The 19,723-nt window shown below is 71.7% G+C and carries 17 protein-coding genes; 8 read left to right on the forward strand and 9 right to left on the reverse strand.

Translation table 11 applies throughout. The features are described 5' to 3' along the window. Window positions 1-83 precede the first annotated feature (83 nt). From E2651_RS04695 to E2651_RS04710, 4 genes are all read right to left on the reverse strand, one after another. The gene (locus tag E2651_RS04695; RefSeq protein ID WP_135329695.1) at window positions 84-1,271 is read right to left on the reverse strand and encodes a thiolase family protein; all 1,188 of its coding nucleotides are present in this window, start codon (window positions 1,269-1,271) and stop codon (window positions 84-86) included. A gap of 204 nt (window positions 1,272-1,475) precedes the next feature. After that, the gene (locus tag E2651_RS04700; RefSeq protein WP_245238574.1) at window positions 1,476-2,729 is read right to left on the reverse strand and encodes an FAD-dependent oxidoreductase; all 1,254 of its coding nucleotides are present in this window, start codon (window positions 2,727-2,729) and stop codon (window positions 1,476-1,478) included. After that, window positions 2,702-4,144: an FAD-dependent oxidoreductase gene (locus E2651_RS04705; protein ID WP_135329696.1), complete on the reverse strand. Its 1,443-nt coding sequence runs from the start codon at window positions 4,142-4,144 to the stop codon at window positions 2,702-2,704. The genes E2651_RS04700 and E2651_RS04705 overlap by 28 nt, the downstream gene beginning before the upstream one ends. 155 nt (window positions 4,145-4,299) lie before the next feature. Beyond that, complete coding sequence (locus E2651_RS04710; RefSeq protein WP_245238575.1) at window positions 4,300-5,772, reverse strand: FGGY family carbohydrate kinase; 1,473 nt, start codon at window positions 5,770-5,772, stop codon at window positions 4,300-4,302. Window positions 5,773-6,022: 250 nt separating this feature from the next. On the opposite strand from E2651_RS04710, the gene E2651_RS04715 reads away from it, so the two are divergent. Then, window positions 6,023-7,009: a hypothetical protein gene (locus E2651_RS04715; RefSeq protein WP_245238576.1), complete on the forward strand. Its 987-nt coding sequence runs from the start codon at window positions 6,023-6,025 to the stop codon at window positions 7,007-7,009. Between the two features lie 90 nt (window positions 7,010-7,099). Beyond that, on the forward strand, window positions 7,100-8,632 hold the full coding sequence (locus tag E2651_RS04720) for an amino acid permease (RefSeq protein WP_167828693.1): 1,533 nt from the start codon (window positions 7,100-7,102) through the stop codon (window positions 8,630-8,632). 14 nt (window positions 8,633-8,646) lie between these two features. Here E2651_RS04720 and E2651_RS04725 read toward each other — a convergent pair whose 3' ends face one another. After that, on the reverse strand, window positions 8,647-9,201 hold the full coding sequence (locus E2651_RS04725) for a GNAT family protein (RefSeq protein ID WP_135329698.1): 555 nt from the start codon (window positions 9,199-9,201) through the stop codon (window positions 8,647-8,649). Window positions 9,202-9,313: 112 nt separating this feature from the next. Next, a complete protein-coding gene (locus E2651_RS04730) occupies window positions 9,314-10,051 on the reverse strand; it encodes an SDR family oxidoreductase (protein ID WP_135329699.1) in 738 nt (245 codons plus the stop codon). A 124-nt stretch (window positions 10,052-10,175) separates the two neighbouring features. On the opposite strand from E2651_RS04730, the gene E2651_RS04735 reads away from it, so the two are divergent. The 3 genes from E2651_RS04735 to E2651_RS04745 all read left to right on the forward strand — a co-directional run bounded on the left by E2651_RS04735 (window position 10,176) and on the right by E2651_RS04745 (window position 12,878). After that, a complete protein-coding gene (locus E2651_RS04735; RefSeq protein ID WP_135329700.1) occupies window positions 10,176-10,889 on the forward strand; it encodes a VanZ family protein in 714 nt (237 codons plus the stop codon). Window positions 10,890-11,005: 116 nt separating this feature from the next. Next, window positions 11,006-11,734, forward strand: a complete 729-nt coding sequence (locus E2651_RS04740; protein ID WP_135329701.1) for a response regulator transcription factor — start codon at window positions 11,006-11,008, stop codon at window positions 11,732-11,734. 37 nt (window positions 11,735-11,771) lie between these two features. After that, window positions 11,772-12,878, forward strand: a complete 1,107-nt coding sequence (locus tag E2651_RS04745) for a HAMP domain-containing sensor histidine kinase (protein WP_135329714.1) — start codon at window positions 11,772-11,774, stop codon at window positions 12,876-12,878. Window positions 12,879-12,927: 49 nt separating this feature from the next. Here E2651_RS04745 and E2651_RS04750 read toward each other — a convergent pair whose 3' ends face one another. Both E2651_RS04750 and E2651_RS04755 read right to left on the reverse strand, forming a co-directional pair. Beyond that, window positions 12,928-13,815, reverse strand: coding sequence for an NAD(P)H-binding protein (locus E2651_RS04750; protein WP_135329702.1), 888 nt, complete (start codon window positions 13,813-13,815; stop codon window positions 12,928-12,930). Continuing rightward, window positions 13,812-14,873: a saccharopine dehydrogenase NADP-binding domain-containing protein gene (locus tag E2651_RS04755; RefSeq protein WP_135329703.1), complete on the reverse strand. Its 1,062-nt coding sequence runs from the start codon at window positions 14,871-14,873 to the stop codon at window positions 13,812-13,814. Before E2651_RS04755 ends, E2651_RS04750 begins: the two co-directional genes overlap by 4 nt. Before the next feature lie 82 nt (window positions 14,874-14,955). On the opposite strand from E2651_RS04755, the gene E2651_RS04760 reads away from it, so the two are divergent. After that, a complete protein-coding gene (locus tag E2651_RS04760) occupies window positions 14,956-15,570 on the forward strand; it encodes a TetR/AcrR family transcriptional regulator (RefSeq protein WP_209446066.1) in 615 nt (204 codons plus the stop codon). 21 nt (window positions 15,571-15,591) lie between these two features. Here E2651_RS04760 and E2651_RS04765 read toward each other — a convergent pair whose 3' ends face one another. After that, window positions 15,592-16,929 carry a radical SAM protein gene (locus E2651_RS04765; RefSeq protein WP_135329705.1) on the reverse strand — a complete coding sequence of 446 codons (1,338 nt, stop codon included), beginning with the start codon at window positions 16,927-16,929 and terminating at the stop codon, window positions 15,592-15,594. Window positions 16,930-17,329: 400 nt separating this feature from the next. Here E2651_RS04765 and E2651_RS04770 point away from each other — a divergent pair, with 400 nt between their 5' ends. Continuing rightward, window positions 17,330-18,361 (forward strand): hypothetical protein, encoded by a 1,032-nt coding sequence (locus tag E2651_RS04770; protein ID WP_135329706.1) that lies wholly within the window; start codon window positions 17,330-17,332, stop codon window positions 18,359-18,361. A gap of 59 nt (window positions 18,362-18,420) precedes the next feature. Next, complete coding sequence (locus E2651_RS04775) at window positions 18,421-19,692, forward strand: FAD-dependent monooxygenase (RefSeq protein ID WP_135329707.1); 1,272 nt, start codon at window positions 18,421-18,423, stop codon at window positions 19,690-19,692. Window positions 19,693-19,723 lie beyond the last annotated feature (31 nt).

Here is a 19,723-nt window from a genome sequence, read left to right on the forward strand (position 1 = left end):
GTCTTGCGGTCTTGCGGTCTTGCGGTCTTGCGGTCTTGCGGTCTTGCGGGGTGACGCGGTGGCGGTCCGGTGTCGGCGCGGGCTCAGCCGCGCTCGACGAGCAGCGCGCTGCCCTGGCCCACGCCGACGCACATCGTGGCGAGGCCGCGACCGGCGCCGGTGCGGCGCATGCGGTGCAGCAGCGTGGTCAGGATGCGGGCGCCCGAGCAGCCGAGGGGGTGGCCGAGCGCGATGGCGCCGCCGGTCGGGTTGACAAGGTCCGGGTCGATGCCGAGGGCGTCGACGCAGGCGAGGGCCTGGGCCGCGAACGCCTCGTTGAACTCGGCCTCCTGGAGGTCCCCGACGGACCAGCCGACGCGGGCGAGCGCCTTCTGGGTGGCGGGCACGGGCCCGATGCCCATGACGTCCGGATGGACACCGGCGGAGGCGCCGGCGACGTACCGCCCGAGGGATTCGAGGCCGAGCTCGTCCAGGGCCTCCTCACTCACGAGGAGGAGTCCGGCCGCGCCGTCGTTCATCGGGGACGCGTTGCCCGCGGTGACGGTGCCGCCCTTGCGGAAGACGGGGCGCAGGCCGCTCAGCTTCTCGTACGAGGTGTCCTCACGGACGCATTCGTCGAGGTCGACGACGGTGCCGTCGGGCCGCGTGACCGGAAGGATCTCGTCGTCGAAGTGGCCGTTCTTGCGGGCCTCGGTGGCGCGTTGGTGGCTGCGCAGGGCGAAGGTGTCCTGGCGCTCGCGGGATACGCCGTGACGCCCGGCGACTTCCTCGGCGGTCTCGCCCATGGCAAGAACCCCGTGCAGCTCCTTCATCGCCGGGTTGACCAGGCGCCAGCCGAGCCGGGTGTCGAAGGTCTCCATCTTGTGCGGCAGGGCCTCGTCCGGGCGCGGGAGCACGAAGGGGGCGCGGCTCATCGACTCGGAGCCACCCGCGAGGACGATGTCGGCCTCGCCCGCGGCGATGGTGCGGGCGGCGGCGGTGACGGCCTCCATGCCGGAGGCGCAGAGCCGGTTCACGGTCGCGCCGGGCACGGACTCCGGGAGGCCCGCGAGGAGGGCGGCCATCCGGGCCACATTGCGGTTGTCCTCACCCGCCTGGTTGGCGGCGCCCCAGTAGATGTCGTCGATCCGGGCGGGGTCGAGCTGCGGGGTGCTCTCGACGATCCCGCGTACGACCGCGGCGGCGAGGTCGTCTGGGCGTACGGAGGAGAGAGCGCCGCGGAGTTTGCCGATGGGGGTGCGGCGGGCGGCGGCGAAGTGGACTGGGCGCACGATACGGCTCCGGATCGTCACGGTTGATCTCACATGGTGGTCTCACGATATAAATTAGCACTGCTAGTTTTGGAGTCTAGTCGGGGGTGGGCGCCGGGGGAAGTGCAGCTATCCCGTGTCGCGGAGGGGCCGCGCAGGGGAACTGCGCGACCAGCCACATCCAGCCCGCAGATTCAGTACCGGCCTTCCGGCGGAGCGCCGGGCTCAGGCCAGGCCGATCCGCACCGCACCACCCGCCGCGTCGACCAATCCGACCCAGGCCCCGGAGAGGTGCAGCGCCCCATTGGGCAGCACCCTGCGCGGCACCCTCGCCCGGTGCAGGCACCGCCCGTCCTGGGTGACCAGCAGGACGGGACGGGTCAGGGTCTCCGCCGTACGCAGCACGAAGCGGGCCCCGGGGGCAGGCCGCTCACCCGGCACCAGACGGTTCGGGGCCACCCACCGCAGGGGTGCGACGGCCTCGACTTGCAGCCCCGCGGACGGCCAGACCGCGCCCTCCAGATGGCGGCGCACCGCGGCCGCCGCTTCCGCGCCCTCCCGCGCCGCGGCCCTCGCCGGTTCCACCGCGTGCAGCACGTTGCCCACCGCGAACACGCCGCGCGAAGCCGTACGGAACGCCCCGTCCACGGCGGGGCCCCTGGTCCCGGCGTCCAGCGGTACTCCCCCGCGCCGCGCCAGTTCCTGCTCGGGCACGAAGTCCCCGGTGAACACCACCGTGTCGCAGGCGATCGCCCCCGGTCGCCCGTCGGCGTGCCGCAGCCGTACCCCCGAAAGGCGTCCCCTGCCCAGGAGTTCGACGACCGTGGCGCCCGTCAGGAGCGGCACCCGGCGCCCCAGCCTGGCCGACGCGGCCCGCGCCCGGCCCACCTGCGGCCGCCTCTCCTCGGTGACGAGCGCGGCGACCTCGACGCCCGCGCGCCGCAGGGCGGTCAGCGCCGCGTAGCTCACCGGCTCCGCCCCGACGACCACCGCGCGGGTCCCGATCCGCTGGTGATGGAGGTGCACCGCCTGTTGCAGTTCACCCGTCGTGTAGACGCCCGCCGGGCGGGTCCCCGGCACCAGGCGTGCGGCGCGCGGCCGTTCCCGCGCCCCGGTGGCCAGGACGACGGCACGCGCGGTGATCCGCTCCAGGCCGTGCGGCCCGGTCGTCTCGACCGCGAGCTCCCCCGCCCATCCGGTGGCACTCACCCCGGTCCGTACGGCCGCCCCGGCGCCGAGGGCGGCCTCGACGAGGCGGTCCGCGTACTGCGGCCCCGTCATTCCCCAGCGCCCGAAGCCCCGGTGGTGGCAGTGGCGCGGCACCCCGCCGGCCCGCTCCTCGCGCTCCAGGACCTCCACCGTGCCCGCGCCGGCCGTGGCCAGCCGCCCGGCCGCGGCGAGCCCCGCCGGTCCACCGCCGATCACGAGTACGTCGACCGCCCGCTGCCGCCTCATCGCGCCGCCCCCGACTCGCCCCATCCGTCGAAGAGTTCGCGCACCGCGGCCCCGCAGTAGAACCCCTGGCACCGTCCGCCCCGCGCCCGTGTCCGCCGCCGCAGGCCGTCGAGCGAACCGGGCGGGACCGTGCTGATCAGGGCATCCCTGATCTCCCCGCGCGTCACGCGTTCGCAGTGGCAGACGATGCTGCCGTAGGCGGGGTCGGTCGCGATGAGGTCGGCGCGCTGATAAGGGCGGGGGAAGGCCTCCCCGAGGTTCGGCATGCGCACGGGGTCGAGGGCACCGGCGTGCGTCAGGTCGAGTTCGGGTCCCGCTGTCTCGGCGAGCAGGTCCACGACGTACGCGGCGATCGCCATGGACGCGGTCAGGCCTGTGGAGCGGATGCCGCCCACCGTGATCCAACGCTCCTCGGCGGATGCGTGGATCTGGTAGTCGTCGTGCTCGGTGGCGGCCCGCAGTCCCGCGTAGACCGTGGTGATCTCCTCGTCGAGCAGCGCGGGCAGGATCCGTCCCCCCTTGGCGCGCAGCGTGTCGATCCCGTCCGCGGTCGTTCCCGTGGCCGTCTTGTCGTCCAACTCCTCGGCCGTGGGCCCGAGAAGGACGTTCCCGTACACGGTCGGCGCGACCAGGACCCCCTTCCCCAGCGCCGTCGGCACCGGCAGGAGGATGTGGCGGACCAGGTCGCGGGCGAGCTTGTCGAAGACGATGAGCTGGCCCCGTCGGGGGGTGACGGTGAAATCGCCATCGCCCAGGCTCCGTTGATCGAGCTCGTCGGCGTGCAGTCCCGCGGCGTTGATGAGGTAGCGGGTGCGCACGACACCCCGGGACGTGGCCAGTTCACGGCATCCTCCGCCCGGGTAATCCTCCCGATCGCCGTCCTCGACATGACAGTTGAGGTGCAGGTCCACTCCGCCGCGTACGGCTTGGGTGGCGTACGCGAGAGTCGTCGTCCAGGGGCAGATGATCGACTCGCCGGGGACGTCGAGCGCGCCAAGGGCGCCGGGCCCCAGGTGCGGTTGGCGGGCCCGCACCTCGTCCGCGTCGATGATGCGGGCTGCCGTGTACGCGTTGCGCCGCGCCTTGTCCAACAGGCTGGGCAGCGCCGCCAGTTGCTCCTCGTCCCACGCCACGAGCAGCGCGCCGACCGGCTCGACGGGGATCCCCGTCTCGGCCGCGTACGCGGCGAGCAGGCGCTGCCCCTCGCGCACCAGGCGGGCCTCCAGGGAGCCCGGCACGGCGTCGAAACCGGTGTGCAGGATCGCCGTGTTGGCCTTGGACGTGCCGTCGCCGACATCGCCGGAGGCCTCGACGAGGGCGACGCGGAGCCGGTGGTGCCGGGCCAGTTCGCGGGCGATGGCCGAGCCGACCACGCCGGCGCCGACGACGGTCACGTCGTAGGGCTCGGACGGCAGTGGACCCTTGGCGGTGACGGTCATCGCGGCCCCTCGATGGCGGCGGTCATCGCGTACCCCTCGGTGGTGATGGTCATCGCGTACCCCTCGGTGACGGCGGTCATCGCGTACCCCTCGGTGGTGATGGTCATCGCGACCCCCCGGTGGTGGCGGTCATGACGACGGCGCGGTGGTGGCGGTCATGACGACGGCGCGGGCGCGCGGTCCAGGAGCGCGGTGACCGCCGAGCGGAAGCCTGCGAGGCGTTCGGCTGCCTGACCGCCGTCGATCCGCGGCTCGTACACGGCGGCCGGCCGCCACCTCGGCACCACGTCACGCACGCCGAGCTTCGGGTCGAGGCCCAGGCGCGCGACGGCGCCCACGCCGAGCGCGGTGACATCGGGCAACGCCGAGACTTCCACGGGGAGTTGGAGCAGATCCGCCTGGGTCTGCATCAGCAGGGCCGAGCGGGTCAGGCCGCCGTCGACGCGCAGGCTCGTCAGGGGCTCGCCCAGGTCGGCGGCCACGGCGTCGGCGAGCGAGACGACCTGGGCGGCGATGCCCTCGCACAGGGCACGGACCAGGTGACCGGGGGCCGTGTCGAGGCCGAGGCCCGTGATCGAGCCGCGCAGATCGCCGCGCCACCAGGGCGCCGCGAGCCCGGCCAGGGCGGGTACGAAGGTGACGCCGCCCGCGTCCGGCACGGCCGAGCCCACCGGGTCGATGTCCTCGGCCCCGGAGATCACCCCGAGGTCGGTGAGCCAGCGCACGGCGGACGCGGCGGTGTAGACCTGCCCGTCCAGGCAGTAGCTGCTCTCCCCCGCCAGCCGCCAGGCGACACAGCTGACCAGGCCGGAGTCGCCACGGCGCGGGCGGGCGCCGGTCTGGGCGAGCAGGAACGCGCCGGTGCCGTAGGTGCACTTGGCGGTGCCGGGCTCGGTGACGTCCTGGGCGAGCAGCGCGGCCTGCTGGTCCACCAGCAGTCCGGTCAGCGGGAGTTCGGGGCCGAAGGCCTTCGTGGTGCCGACCGGGCCCGCTGCGTCGACGACGCGCGGCAGCCGCTCGCCGCCCAGGCCGAAGACGTCGAGGGCCCGCGACGACCAGGCGACGTCGTCCAGGCCGAGCAGCTGGGTGCGTCCGGCCGTCGCCGCGTCGGTGACGAACTCTCCGGTGAGCCGGTGCACGAGCCAGGCGTCGCTGGTGGTGACCACGCCCTCCCGGGTGAGATGGCGGCGTATCCACGCCATCTTGGGCGCGGCGAAGTAGGGGTCGAGCGGAAGCCCTGTCAGCTCCCTCAACTCATCGGCGTACGGAGCGAGTTCCGTGCACAGGGGTTCCGCGCGCCGGTCCTGCCACACGATCGCCTCGGTCAGCGGCCGGCCGGACGCGGGGTCCCAGGCGAGCACCGTCTCGCCCTGGTTGGCGAGCCCGACGGCGGCGACCGGCCCCCCCGCCTCGTCCAGGGCGCGGCGCCCCGCCTCGACGACCGAGGCGAGCAGCTCGGCCGGATCGACCTCCACCCGGCCGCCGGGCAGATGGCGCGGGCGCACCGGCGCTGTGCCGGAGCCGATCACGCCGCGCTCCGGGCAGAGGACGAGCGCCTTGGTGCCGGACGTGCCCTGGTCGATGGCGAGGACGGCCTCGCCGCGCGGAGCGCTGCCATTCGTGATCACCGCGGAAGCCTGCTACAGCGGCCACGAGGGCGTCAAGGGTCCCTCTTCCGCCCTGACTTCCCCTCCGAAGAGACCCGAAATTGCCAACCGGCGCGCCGAGTTGACCACAAATCGATCCCAAAATATCCATGAACCGCCATGGAAACGGAACATCCAGATCTACACTGACCGCCGAGCACCATCGTTGTGCAGCGGGCCAGTTCACACCATCAGCCCTTCCGTCATCCGCCCCCACCGAGGACCCATGCCCATGCCGTCAGGCCGCCCCGTGTATCACCCGGCGGGCCACGACGAACAGTTGCGCGCCGTGCTCCAGGACCTGAAGACGGGTCGCTGGGTGTCGACGCGGAACCTGCTCGACGCGACGCCCGACTGGGGTCTGTGGACGCAGCGCACGCAGATCCTGGCGGCCGCCGTCGCCGGTTCCGACGTCGTCAGGACCTGGCGGGAAGAGGAGCCGCTCAGCGAGGCGGCCGCCGTGCTGCACGCCAGGGTGCTCGTCGAGCGGACGCTGCGCGCCCACCGGGCCGGGCACCGCCACACCAACGAGCTGTGGCGCGAGGCGGCCGCGGCGTGCGGCGCCACGGCGGACGCGTCGCCCGAGGATCCCGTGCCGTGGGTCTGCCTGCTGGCCCTGGCGCAGCTCGACAAGGGCCAGCGGTGGGACGAGCACCGGGCCCCCGCCCCGGAGCCGATGCTGTTCCCCGGCCCCTGGCATCTCCTCGCCGAGGCCGACAAGCGCGACCCCGGAAATCGCGAGGCCTACCACCGCATGCTGCAGTTCGCCTACGCGCGTCGACCCTCGGGACCACTGACCGAAGCGGTCAACTTCGCGCACTGGGCGGCCGGTTCGGCACCGGCCGGATCCGCGCTCCACGTACTGCCCCTGTACGTACGCGTCGAGCGGTACCGCAAGGAGGGCGGCGGCGAGCGCGCCCTCGACCTGCACTGGATCGGGGACGACGCGACCCGCTCCGCGCAGCGCGCCCTGCACCTGTGGTTCGAGCACACGCTGCCCGCGGCGACCTCGCTCCTCGACCTCAACCAGCTGGCCCACGCGTTATGGGGCGCGCACCAATTCCACGACGCCGTACGGGTGTTCACGGTCCTCGACCCGTTCTACACCGTGGCCCCGTGGACGTACCGCACCCAGGCACCCGGTGACGCGGACGCGGCGGCCGACGTGTTCGTCCAGGCACGTGACCGCTGTCTGAGCGCCGTACGAGATCCGGGCTGAGGCCCGAGGAGGCCCGAGGTTCCCTGCCGGGCCCATCGAAGCAGCACCACCCCGCTCCCCAAGTCCCCGCTCCCCGACGGAGGTACATCCGTGTCCCGCACCACCTGGTCGTCGAGCCCAGCCCCGGCCTCGACCCCGTTGCCAGACGAGGAACAGCGACTCAGAGAGCTCGGCTACCAGCCGGTCCTCGCCCGCCGGATGGGCGGCTTCGGCAACTTCGCCATCAGCTTCTCCGTCATCTCCATCCTGTCCGGCTGCATGACCCTCTACGGCTTCGGCCTCGGCACCGGCGGCCCCGCCGTGATGCTCTGGGGCTGGGCGGGTGTCGGCCTCTTCGTGCTCTGCGTCGGCCTCGCGCTCGCCGAGGTCACCAGCGCGTACCCCACGTCCGGGGCCCTCTACTACATGGCCGACCGGCTCGGCGGCCGCCGCTGGGGCTGGTACACGGGCTGGCTCAATCTGCTCGGCCTGCTCGGCGCGATCGCGGGCATCGACTACGGCGCCGCGCTGTTCTCCGGGGCGTTCCTGAACCTGCAGTTCGGCTTCACGCCGACGCCGGAGAAGACCTTCCTGATCTTCCTCTGCATCCTGCTCCTGCACGCCGTCCTGAACCTGTTCAACGTACGTCTGGTGAGTCTGCTCAACTCCATCAGCGTGTGGTGGCACGTGGCCGGTGTCGCCGTCATCGTGGGCGTCCTCGCGATCGTGCCGGACCACCACCAGTCGCCGTCGTTCGTCTTCACCGAGTTCGTCAACGACACCGGGTGGGACAACCCGCTCTACGTCACGGCGATCGGCCTGCTCCTCGCGCAGTACACGTTCTCCGGATACGACGCGTCCGCGCACCTGTCGGAGGAGACCTCCAACGCGTCGGTGTCCGCGGCGCGCGGCATCGTGCGCGCCATCTGGGCCTCGTGGATAGCCGGTTTCATCCTGCTGGCCGGGCTGACCTTCGCGATCCAGGACTACGCGGGCACGCAGGGCAGCGAGACCGGTGTGCCGCCCGCGCAGATCATGATCGACGCGCTCGGCGAGTCCGGGGCGACGGCGCTGCTGCTCATCGTGATCGTGGCGCAGCTGTTCTGCGGCAACGCGGAGACGGCCGCCGCGAGCCGCATGGTGTTCGCGTTCAGCCGCGACAACGCGCTGCCGGGCTCCGCGGTGTGGCGCAAGGTCAGCTCCCGCACGCAGGTTCCGGTGCCCGCGGTGTGGCTTTCGGTGGGCCTCGCCGCGCTGATCGCGCTGCCGTCCCTGTACTCGACGACCGCGTACACGGCGGTGACCGCCATCAACGTCATCGGCATCACGCCCGCGTACGCCATCCCGATCTTCCTGCGGCTTCGCGCGGGCGACCGCTTCGAGCCGGGCCCGTGGAACCTGGGCCGCTGGAGCAGGCCGATCGGCTGGATCGCGGTGCTCTGGGTGGCGTTCGTGACGGTCCTGTTCTGCCTGCCGCAGGTCTCGCCCGTCACGGCCGACACGATGAACTACGCGTCGATCGCGCTCGCTGTGGTGCTGATCCTCGCCACGGTGTGGTGGTTCGTGGCGCGCCGCTCCTACAGCACACCGTCGGCGTACGGATCGGAACGGGAGCAGGCGGAGATCGCGGAGGACATCGTCTGAGCGGCCGAGTCGCCTTATGGCCGGCGGTCGTTGAGGATCCGCTGGAAGAGCCGGTGGTCGCGCCAGGCACCGTTGATGTGCAGGTAGTCCGGCGCGACACCGAACTCCTCGAAGCCGCACTTGGCGAGGACCCGCTGCGAGGGCACGTTGTCGAGGAGGGTGCCCGCCTCGACACGGTGCAGGCCGAGCTCGCCGTCGGCGGACGCGCAGGCCCGCGTGACGGCGGCGGAGGCGAGGCCGCGGCCGGTGTGGTCCACGTCGATCCAGTACCCGAGGAGTCCGCTGCGGAAGGGGCCGAGCGAGATGGCGGACAGGGTGACGGTGCCGACGATGTCCCCCTCCCGGTCGAGCACCCAGGGCGCCGCCCGCCCGGCCTCGCACTCCTCCAACTGGGCACGGAGCCGGGCGGCCTGCGCCTGCGGGGTGAAGTAGTCCTCTGGCCGGGTGGGCTCCCACGGCTCGAGGTGTGCGCGGCTGCGCAGCCGGGCGCGGGCAAGGCCGTCCGTGTCCTCCAGCGCGGCGGGGCGCATGACGACGTCCGGGGCGATACGTGCGGATTCGCGGATCATGCGCCAAGCGTAGGGAGTGCGGTGTGCGCGGGGGCGCGTACCGCTCGGCTCACCTTCCGCTCACCCTCGGCTCATCTTCCGCCCCCTCGGCTCACCTTCCGCCCACCTCCGCTCACCTTCCGCCCGCCACGCGCAGGATCGTGCCCGTCGCGTAGGAGGCCTCGTCCGAGAGCAGCCAGGAGACGGCGGCCGCGATCTCCTCGGGCTGACCCGAGCGGCCCAGCGGGATCCCCGCGGCGAGCTTCGCCGGGCGCTCGGGGTCGGCGTGGAACTCGGTCCAGATGACGCCCGGGGCGACGGCGTTGACGCGGATGCCGTCCGCGGCGACCTCCTTCGAGAGCCCGACCGTCATCGTGTCGACGGCACCCTTGGCGGCGGCGTAGTGGATGTACTCGCCCGGGGCGCCGAGGGTCGCCGCCGCGGAGGAGATGTTCACGATGGCGCCACCGTCGCCGGTGCGGGTCATGTCGCGGACCGCGCGCCGCGCGCAGAGCAGATAGCCGAGTACGTTCACTTCGAGTGCGCGGCGCATGGCGGCGGCGTCGGCCTCGGCGAGGGGGCCCACGGGGGCGCCGACCCCGGCGTTGTTGACCAGTCCCGTGACCGGGCCGAGTTCCGCGGCGGCGGTCTCGAAGAGGCGGTCGACGTCCGCCTCGTCGGCGGTGTCCATCCGGACGGTGACACAGCGGCGACCGGCCTCGCGGACGGCGGCGGCGATCTTCTCCGCCGCTTCGGCGTCGGAGTGGTAGCCGAGGGCTATGTGGTGGCCCTCGCGGGCGAGGCGGGTGCAGATGGCCGCGCCGATGCCGCGGCTGCCGCCGGTGATGACGGTTACGGGGTTCTGCGGCACGGTTCCTCCGAGGGGTGGGGTGGGGTACGGGTTGCTGTTTTGATCGATCATTTCATTCCCTGTATCGCGGGTGTATCGAAATTCGGATACGCCACCACAACGGCCCCGCGTCTCCCATGGGGACATGAGCCACAACCCATCCCTGTCGGAACCGCCCCGCCGCAAGCGCAGGATCGTGCTCCCCTGCCTGGTGATCCTCGGCTTCGCGAGCGCCGTGTTCGCCGCGTTCGCCGTGCGCGGGCCGCTCATGATGTCCGCTCCGATGTGCGTGGCCGGGCGGTGGCACGGCTGCTTCGACACGTTCAACGGAGTGGTGCTCATGACGTTGGTCGCGCTGCCGTTGGCCGTGCTGGTGGCGTGGGCTCTGGCGCGACGTCGGCGTGGCGCCGGCGTCACGGCGGCGTGGCGGATGTCGCTGGCCGAGGTGGGCATGGTGCACGGGACGGTGCCGTTCCTGTGGCTGACCCTGATGCCGGGCGCCGGGGCCGGCGTCGTCCCCGCCCGGGTGAGCCTGGTACCGCTGCGGGACCTGGTCACGATGGGGACGCTCGGGATCGTCGGCAACCTGCTGGTCTTCGCATCTCTGGGGTTCTTCGCCCCGATGCGGTTCGCGGCGCTCGCGTCCGTGCCGCGGATCCTGGCCCTCGGGGCTGGCTGCTCGGTCCTGGTCGAGACCGCGCAGTACGTCCTGCAGCTTGACCGGGTGTCGTCCGTGGACGACGTGCTGGTCAACGCCACTGGCGCCGTGCTGGCCGGGCTTGCGTCGCGCCGCTGGTGGCGCACAGCGGTGCCGGCGGCGTCGGACCGGACTCGCCCCGCGCCGGCACCGGCGGGCTGAGTCACCTGTCCGGTGTGTACACGTCTTTACGTACCTCTTTGCACACGTCTTTGCCTACGTCTTTGCACACGTCTTTGCATACGTCGGCGATATGCCGTGCTGCCTAGGCTTCAGGCATGCGCGTACTGATCGTGGAGGACGAGCCCTACCTGGCCGAAGCCGTCCGTGACGGTCTGCGGCTCGAGGCGATCGCCGCCGACATCGCCCCCGACGGCGACTCCGCCCTGGAACTGCTCGGCGTCAACTCCTACGACCTCGCGGTCCTCGACCGCGACATCCCCGGCCCCTCCGGCGACGAGGTCGCCCGGCGCATCGTCGCCTCCGGCAGCGGCATCCCGATCCTCATGCTCACCGCCGCCGACCGGATCGACGACAAGGCTTCCGGGTTCGAGCTCGGCGCCGACGACTACCTCACCAAACCGTTCGAGCTGCGCGAGCTCGTCCTGCGGCTGCGGGCGCTCGACCGCAGACGCGCGTACGCCCGGCCCCCGGTCCGCGAGATCGCGGGCCTGCGGCTCGACCCCTTCCGCCGGGAGGTCTTCCGCGACGGACGCTACGTCGCGCTCACCCGCAAACAGTTCGCCGTCCTTGAGGTCCTCGTCGCCGCCGATGGCGGGGTCGTCAGCGCCGAAGAGCTGCTTGAACGGGCCTGGGACGAGAACGCCGACCCCCTCACCAACGCCGTACGCATCACCGTCTCCGCACTGCGCAAACGGCTCGGCGAACCATGGATCATCGCCACGGTGCCGGGCGTCGGCTATCGCATCGACACAGCACCCGGCACCGGACGTGAGGGAGGAGCAGTTGGCGGAGGAGGAGTCCGTGGAGGAGGAGTCCGTGGATGAGGAGTCCGTGGAGGAGGAGTCCGTGGAGGAGGAGTCCGTGGACAGAGCGCCCGGGTTGAGCGTTCGCCTCAAGCTCACGCTCAGCTACGCCGGCTTCCTCACGCTCGCCGGCGTCCTGCTGCTCGCGGCGGTGTGGGTGTTCCTCCTGCGTTACGTCCCCGAGCGTGCGCTCATCATCCCCGGATCCACCGGCGCCCCCATGCCTGATGGTGTCTTTCCCATCCGGTCCAGCCTCCTGCGAGTTTTCGCTCCGAGGGCGGCAGCGGTACTGGCGTTCCTGCTGGTGCTCGGCCTCGGGGGAGGGTGGATCCTCGCCGGCCGGATGCTCGCACCGCTCGCGCAGATCACGGATGCGGCACGGACGGCCGGGAACGGGTCGCTGTCCCACCGGATCCGCATGAAGGGCCGGCAGGACGAATTCCGTGAGCTCTCCGACGCGTTCGACTCGATGCTCGGACAACTCGAGTCCCATGTCGCCGAGCAGCAGAGGTTCGCCGCGAACGCCTCCCACGAACTGCGCACCCCACTGGCCATCTCGCGGACGCTCCTCGACGTCGCCCGGAAGGACCCCACGCGGGACCGGGGCGAACTCATCGAACGCCTGCACGCCGTCAATACGCGGGCGATCGACCTCACCGAGGCGCTCCTGCTGCTCAGCCGCGGCGACCGCGGAAACTTCACCCGCGAGAGCGTCGACCTCTCCCTCATCGCCGAAGAAGCCGCCGAAACGCTGCTTCCCCTCGCCGAACAGCGCCGGATCACACTCGACGTCACCGGCGGGGTGGCCCGGACCAGCGGCTCCGCGGAGCTCCTGCTGCGGATGGTGACGAACCTCGTCCAGAACGCGGTCGTCCACAACCTCCCCGCCGGCGGCACGGTGACGGTCCGCACCGAGGCGCACGGCGACACGAGCATGCTGCGGGTCGAGAACACGGGCCGTCGGCTCCCACCGGAACTGGTACCGACGCTCACCGAACCCTTCCGGCGCGGAACGGAACGCGTACGCACCGACGAGCACGCCGGCGCCGGCCTCGGCCTTGCCATCGTGCACAGCGTCGTCCGCGCGCACGACGGCACCCTCGACCTGGTCCCCCGCTCCGCCGGCGGTCTCCTCGTCACGGTCCGGCTTCCGGGCACGCTGTAGGCACCCGTCCCCGAGGGGGCCGTCGGCGGAGCTTCGAGAGGGCGGAACCTCAGCCCGAACGCCCCCGCACAAACTCCCGCAACGTCCCCGGCTCCCTCCCCCCGAACCCCTCGATCGCCTCCGTCACCCGATACAGCTCGTGGTGCGCCCCGATCAGCCGGAACAGCTCCCACAACTTGTCCAGGTGGGCCACCACATGCGCGTCCCCGTAGAGGGACATCGCCCGCTCCCGCCACTCCACCGGCGGGACATCGACGTACTTCAGGCCCCCGCCGAACGTCTCCACGACCTCCGCCACCGACAGCACCTGCCCCGTAAGCAGCACCAGGGGAGAAGAGACCACCGGCAGCGGATCCGCCAGCAGACCCGCGCCCACCCGCGCCACGTCCTCCCCCGCGATCAGCGGAAGCACAGTCTCCGGCGGCCCCAGCGGCATCGCCAGCTCGCTCCCGCCCCCGGCCCGCACCAGGAAGTCCAGGTTCTCGAAGAAGACCCCGGCACGGAGGTGGACCGCCCCGACCTCCGCCCAGTCGAACACCTCCTCGGCGACCCAGTGCTGCCGCATCCTCGGCGTACCCGCGTCCGGCGCGGCCGCCAACTGGGAGACTTCGACGACCCGTTCGAGCCCCTCCTGCCGGGCCGCGGCCGCGAACGCGCCGGTCGCCTCGAGGAGGCCGTCGGTGACCGGATAGGTGAAGAAGGCGCGGCGCACGCCGCGCATCGCCGCCAGCACGTCGGTGATCTCCCGCAGGTCGCCGACCACCACCTCCGCTCCCAACTCCCGCAGCCCGGCGGCACGTTCGTCGTCGGTGTGGACGAAGGCCCGGACGGCGTGTCCCCGCTCACGGAGCAGCCGTACGACGTGACGGCCCGTGGAGCCCTGCTGACCGCCTGCCGCCCCGGTGACCAGGATGGGTGCACCACCCGACCCGCTCATGGCGCGCCCCGTCCCTTCTCGCCGGTGTCGAGGGTGAGGGTGAACGCGCCGAGGCGTTCGAGGTCTCGCAGGAAGGGTTCGGCCGCGAAGGCCTCGCCGGGCGCCAGCACCCCGGTCTTCGTCGGCCCCCTGCCCTCGGCGATCCGCACCGCCGCCTCCACCGAGGCCAGCGCCCCGGCCCGCCACAGATCGTGGCCCGTCAACTGCCCGGCCGCGCCGCCCCCTTCGCCTTCCCGGATCGCCTGGACGGCGATGGTGAAGTCGGTGCCCGCCCGTTCCGCCGCTCCGATGTGCTCGCTCTCGAAGGCGTCCGGTGTCTCGAAGGCACTGTTGCTCAGCATCAGGTCGACGTTGCGGACGGGGACGTGGCGGGGCACCGTCACGACCTCGATCGACGGGAACGGCGCGATCATCGTGCGCGGGCCGAGCGGAGGCGGGAAAGGGAAGACGGCGCTGCGGGGCTCGACGTAGCCCGCGTGCAGTGCGCCGTCGCTGAAGGTGAGGCGTTCGGTCTCGGCAAAGAGGTGACTCGCGGTGTTCTTGGCGCCGGTGGTCAGCCGCCAGCCGTGCACGGCGTACGCGATGACGATCCGGTCGATGCCCGCGATGCCGTCCGCCACCGCCCCGGCCAGGAGGTCGCCGAGACCTCCGTAGAAGCTGAGGCCGGGGATCATGACGGCGCCGGTGCGCTGGGCCGTGGCCTGCGCGGTGTCGAAGACGCCCTTCACGTGGTGGGGTTCGAGGGCGTGGTCGATGTAGTGGCAGCCGGTCTCGGCGGCCGCGGCCGCGACCGGCGCTCCGGTGGCGGCGAAGGGGCCCGCGCAGTGGATCACGACGTCGGCGGCCGTCATCACCTCGCGCAGTGCCGTGGCGTCGTCGACGGTGGCGGTGCGGGTCCGCACCCGCTCCCCCGCGTCGAGCTCGTCGGCCAGCGCGCGCAGCGCCTCGGCGTCCCGGCCGACCAGGAGCAACTCCTCGCCTCTGGCGAGGAGTTCGGACGCCACCAGGCGTCCGGTGTGGCCATAAGCTCCGTAGATTGCGAAGAGCGACTTTGTCATGCTCAACTCGCTTCCATACCGAAGGTATGCAACTGGTGCGGAACCTACGTACCCTGAGTATGTTCGTCAAGAGGAGCCGACCGTGACCCCGCCCGCGCGCCCAACTGCCCGCCGTACCCAGGCGGAACGCTCCGACGCGACCACCGCGCAGCTGATCACCGCGGCGCAGCGGCTCTTCGGCCGGGACGGGTACGCGACGACCTCGATCGCCGCCGTGGCTGCCGACGCCCGGGTCACCAAAGGCGCGGCCTACCACCACTTCGAGGGCAAGGCGGACCTCTTCCACGCGGTGTTCGTCCGCGAACAGGAGGAGATCGCGGCGGAGTTGGAACGCGCGGCGGCCGAGGAACCCGACGCCTGGTCCGCGCTGCGGCGCGGCTGCCGCCGCTTCCTCGAGCACTGCCTCGACCCCGGATTCCGGCGGATCGTGCTGCTCGACGCGCCCGCGGTCCTGGGCTGGGAGACCGTCCGCGCGATCGAATACGCCCATACGTTGCGGGTGTTGACCGGCGGAATGCGTGCCGCGGCGGCCGCGGGGCACATCGGCGACGGGGATCTGGACGTGCGCTGCCAGATGATGTTCGGCGCGCTGTGCGAGGCGGGCATGCTCCTGGCCCGCTCGCCCGATCCCGCCTCCGCCCTCACCTCGGTGACGGCGGAGGCCGAACGGCTGTTGTCGGCGCTGGCCGCCCCCTAGCCCCCTCTTGGGGGCTGCCCCCTAGACCCTCTCGGGTGCCGCCTCCTCGGCGGGCAGGCTGTCCATGAAGGAGGAGACGGAGAACACCGCGTTCCCCGGGCCCGCCGGGCCGTAACCGGGCGGCGACGTCAGGCCGTTGGCCTCCATCGTCGCGCGGTACGCCTCGAGCAGGCGGACGTGGTACTCCAGCGGCGCGCCCTGCGGGTTGGCCTTGCCCAGCGGGGTCGTCGGCTCGGGGCACCAGGTGGTGAAGCGCGGGGTGATGCCGCGCGACATGAAGTACTGGAGTCCCTCGACGGTGGAGTCGATGGCCTCGCCGACCGTCTTGAAGCCGAACGGCTCGGCCATCTCCACGCCCGCCACGAAGTTCGGGATCACATTGCGCGGGCCGAAGACCTCCGCGGAGTCCAGGATGCGGCGGTGCCACTCGTCACGGCCGACATAGCGCTCCTTGCCGGGGCAGTACCGCTCGAACAGATACGGGTCCCACACCTCGTAGTTGGGGTGGTAGATCCGCACGCCGTAGTCGTGGAAGCGCTGCACGTCCGCCTTGGGGAGCGCCTGCGCCACGACCTTGCCGATCCAGCGGCCGGGGAAGCGCTCCTCGATGGCCTTCGCGTACTGCCCGTAGAAGTCGGCCTCGTCCTTGCCGCCGACCTTCGAGGTGACGGCGCCGCCGGTCAGCGTGTACGCCGTGGAGGACTTGTTCGTGTCGTACTTGTCGATGATGGCGAGCGCTTCGAGGACCTCGTCGACGGGCTTCACACCCGTGTAGGGGCGGCCCGCCGCCTTGTGCTGGCGCCAGTTGTGGTTGATGTCGCAGTACTGGCACTCCTCCTTGGCGCCGAAGTACTGGCAGACGCGGAAGACCGTCAGGTAGATGAGGTAGCCCCACTGGATGGTGGGCGCCACCTCCATCACGGACTTGCCGTTCTCCAAGGTGTGCCGGTAATAGTCCGGCATCGGCGGCAGGCCCACGTCGGAGATCCGCACGCCGTCCAGATAGAGACCGAGTACGCCGTCGTCATCGGCCGCCACGCGGTACGGCGATGACGGGTTCACGCGGACCGAGACGACCGTGCGGCGCAGGTCGTACGGACCGCCGGTGAGGACGATCTCCTCGGGCGGGCGGCGCAGGGCCGCGGCGCCGAGTTCGGGAAGCGTGCCGTGGTCGAAGGAGAAGATGAAGTACGACTTCGGCTTGACGTCGCCGCCCTCGTTGTCACTGAGCGCCGATTCGTCGAAGGCGATGCCGCCCCTGAGCAGGTCTTCCTTGATCACCGCCTCTCTGGGCACCTGCGGGAACCGCTCCATGAGTGACTCGACGAGCTGGGTACGGCTCTCGCTGCGGCTTGCCATCGGCCGGGCACCTCGGATCCTGTCGGTGAATTGTGCTTTCCCGTGGCCCCCACGCTAATACCCATCTTGTGCGGCCCGATGTCGGCGCCCACGACCCTGCCCGCCTCCACACGGAACCGGAACCGCCGCGCGGGCCGCCCCGGGGCGCGCTCGCCCTCGCGAGAAACACCCGTGTTAACTCCGTGCGCGACCCCTTGCCAAGGCAGATCGTACGTGTTCGGATTATCTCAGTCGGGGCGACCACCCACCGCCTCATATCCGCAGTTCAGACCCTGCACGGCGGGCCAGTGAGGCCTGCCCGCGCTGCCCCATAGATCCGCCGTCCCCCTCGCACGATGTGTCCGGAGTCGTGCTGCCCGCATGCCCGCATGCCCCCGGCAGCCCGAAAGAAGGGATTCCCGTGTTCGATCTTTCGTCCGTCGATCTGCTCGACGCCTTCACCCGTGAACTGCGCCTGTGCAAGCTCAGCGAGTCGGAGCACGTCGTCGTGCTCTCCGAACCGGGCAGCCGCGGCGACTACGTGGCGGCGGCGTTCGGCGCCGCGAAGGCCTGCGGCGCCCATGTCATCGCCGCGACCGTGCCCGGCGGCAGCCCCGCGCCGATGCCGAGCACCCACACCGGCGCGGGCCCCGGCCTGGTCTCCGTACTCAACGACTCCACCGCCCAGGACCTGCTGAAATCCGCCGACCTGGTCGTCGACCTCACCCGCGAGGGCTTCATCCACGCGCCGGTCCAGCAGGAGATCCTGCGCGCGGGCACCCGCATCATCTTCGTCTGCGACGCGCCCGACGTCCTCATCCGCAATCTCCCCAAGGAGGCGGACAAGGACGAGGTGCTCGAAGGAGTGCGGCTGCTCAAGCAGTCCTCCGTCATGCGCGTCACCTCCGACGCGGGCACCGACCTGACCGTTCAACTCGCGGGCTCCAAGCCCGAGTTCCAGTGCGGCTTCGCCGACGACCCGGGCCGCTGGGACCACTGGCCGAGCACCATGGTGCTGTGCTGGCCGGAGATCTCCGACGGGCAGATCGTGCTCTCCGAGGGCGACATCCTGCTGCCCTTCAAGGAGTACGTGCGTCAGCCGGTGACCCTGCAGATCGCGGGCGGGCAGATCGAGAAGGTGTCGGGCGGCGCCGAGGCCGAACTGCTCTCGACGTTCTTCGACGACGCCGACGACCAGTGGGCGCGCAGCCTCTCCCACATGGGCTGGGGCCTGATGCGTACCGCCGACTGGTTCGCCACCGCGATGTACGGCAAGGACGACCTGATGGGCATGGACGCCCGCGCCTTCGCGGGGAACTTCCTGTGGTCCACCGGGCCCCACCCGGTCCTCGGGCGTGAGTCGTACGCACACCTCGACATCGCCATGCGCGGCTGCACGGTCACGGTCGACGACACCGAGGTCGTGACGGGCGGCCGGCTCACCGAGCGCTGACCCGCGCGCCAACAGCGCACGCGCCAACAGCCCATAGGTACAAGGAAGATGGAGGAAGTGTGGCGTCCAGTCAGTCGTACGAAGTCAGCGTCGTCGGAGGCGGCCTCGGTGGCCTGACCGCAGCCCTCGCGCTGCGGCAGCGCGGTCTTCGCGTCACCGTGCTCGAGCAGGCGCCGCAGCTCGGCGAGGTCGGCGCGGGCATCCAGACCGCGCCGAACGCCAGCCGGATCCTGCTCGGACTCGGTCTGCGGCGGCAGCTGGAGGCCATCCACACCGAGCCGCTGGACCAGGTGCGGCGGCGCTGGAAGGACGGCAGCGTCATCGGCCTGACCTCCCTCGGTCAGCGCTGCAAGGACCAGTTCAACGCGCCGTACTGGCACTACCACCGGGCCGATCTGCACCGCGTCCTGATGGACGCCTGCGTCGACCCGGCGGGCCCGGGACCGGTCGTCGCGCTGCACACCGCCAGCAAGGTCGCCGAGCTCGACCGCACGGACCCCGAGCGCCCGGTGGCCGTCACCGACGACGGGCGGCGGTTCGCCTCCGACCTCGTCATCGGCGCGGACGGCATCCGCTCGGCGGTGCGCGACCTCATGGGCGCCCCTGACACCCTGCGGTTCTCCGGCGAGATGGCCTACCGCGCCCTGATACCGGGCGAGTTGATCGCCGCCGACCCGGCGACGCGCTGGCTGGTGGACCGCTACCAGTCCACCATCTGGTACGGACCCGACCGGCATCTGGTGCACTACATGATCCGCGGCGGCGAGTTCCTCAACATCGTGGCCTGTGTGCCCTGCACCGACGAGGTCGCCGAGAAGTGGTCCGTGGCGGCCACCGCGCAGGACCTCGTGGACGCCTTCCCCGGCTGGGACGACCGGGTCCCGGCGATGCTGTCCAAGGCGAAGGAGGACGTGTCCTGCTTCGCGCTGTACCACCGGCGCCGCGACCCGGTGTGGCTCGACGGCCGGGTCGCCCTGCTCGGCGACGCCTGCCACGCGATGCTCCCCTACCAGGCGCAGGGCGCCTCACAGGCCATGGAGGACGCCGCCGTGCTCGCCGAGGAACTGGGCGCGGTCACGTCCGCCGGTATCGACGGGGCGCTGCGGCGCTATGTCGACCGGCGCGCCAAGCACGCCGGGATGGTCCAGGACGCCTCGCTGCAGAACAAGACCTTCTACCACTTCCCCGACGGACCCGAGCAGCGCGCCAGGGACGAGAAGCTCCGGCGCGACTTCGACGGCGAGTCCGACCTCTCGTACGACTGGCTCTGGGGCGGCAGCCCGCTCAACGACCCCGATCTCGGCGCGTTCTCCTACCGGTTCGCCCGCTGAGCCTCCTCCCCTCCCCTCCCCTCCTTCCCTC

The organism is Streptomyces sp. MZ04, from assembly GCF_004684775.1.
In the GTDB taxonomy this organism is placed as follows: domain Bacteria; phylum Actinomycetota; class Actinomycetes; order Streptomycetales; family Streptomycetaceae; genus Streptomyces.

What these genes read in the sequence shown, in the direction of transcription:
- E2651_RS04700 (WP_245238574.1), bottom strand. Translation starts at nt 2,729, where the DNA reads ATGGGGCGAGTCGGGGGCGGCGCGATGAGGCGGCAGCGGGCGGTCGAC.
- E2651_RS04750 (WP_135329702.1), bottom strand. Translation starts at nt 13,815, where the DNA reads ATGAGCGGGTCGGGTGGTGCACCCATCCTGGTCACCGGGGCGGCAGGC.
- E2651_RS04725 (WP_135329698.1), bottom strand. Translation starts at nt 9,201, where the DNA reads ATGATCCGCGAATCCGCACGTATCGCCCCGGACGTCGTCATGCGCCCC.
- E2651_RS04740 (WP_135329701.1), top strand. Translation starts at nt 11,006, where the DNA reads ATGCGCGTACTGATCGTGGAGGACGAGCCCTACCTGGCCGAAGCCGTC.
- E2651_RS04715 (WP_245238576.1), top strand. Translation starts at nt 6,023, where the DNA reads ATGCCGTCAGGCCGCCCCGTGTATCACCCGGCGGGCCACGACGAACAG.
- E2651_RS04705 (WP_135329696.1), bottom strand. Translation starts at nt 4,144, where the DNA reads ATGACCGTCACCGCCAAGGGTCCACTGCCGTCCGAGCCCTACGACGTG.
- E2651_RS04765 (WP_135329705.1), bottom strand. Translation starts at nt 16,929, where the DNA reads ATGGCAAGCCGCAGCGAGAGCCGTACCCAGCTCGTCGAGTCACTCATG.
- E2651_RS04755 (WP_135329703.1), bottom strand. Translation starts at nt 14,873, where the DNA reads ATGACAAAGTCGCTCTTCGCAATCTACGGAGCTTATGGCCACACCGGA.
- E2651_RS04735 (WP_135329700.1), top strand. Translation starts at nt 10,176, where the DNA reads ATGAGCCACAACCCATCCCTGTCGGAACCGCCCCGCCGCAAGCGCAGG.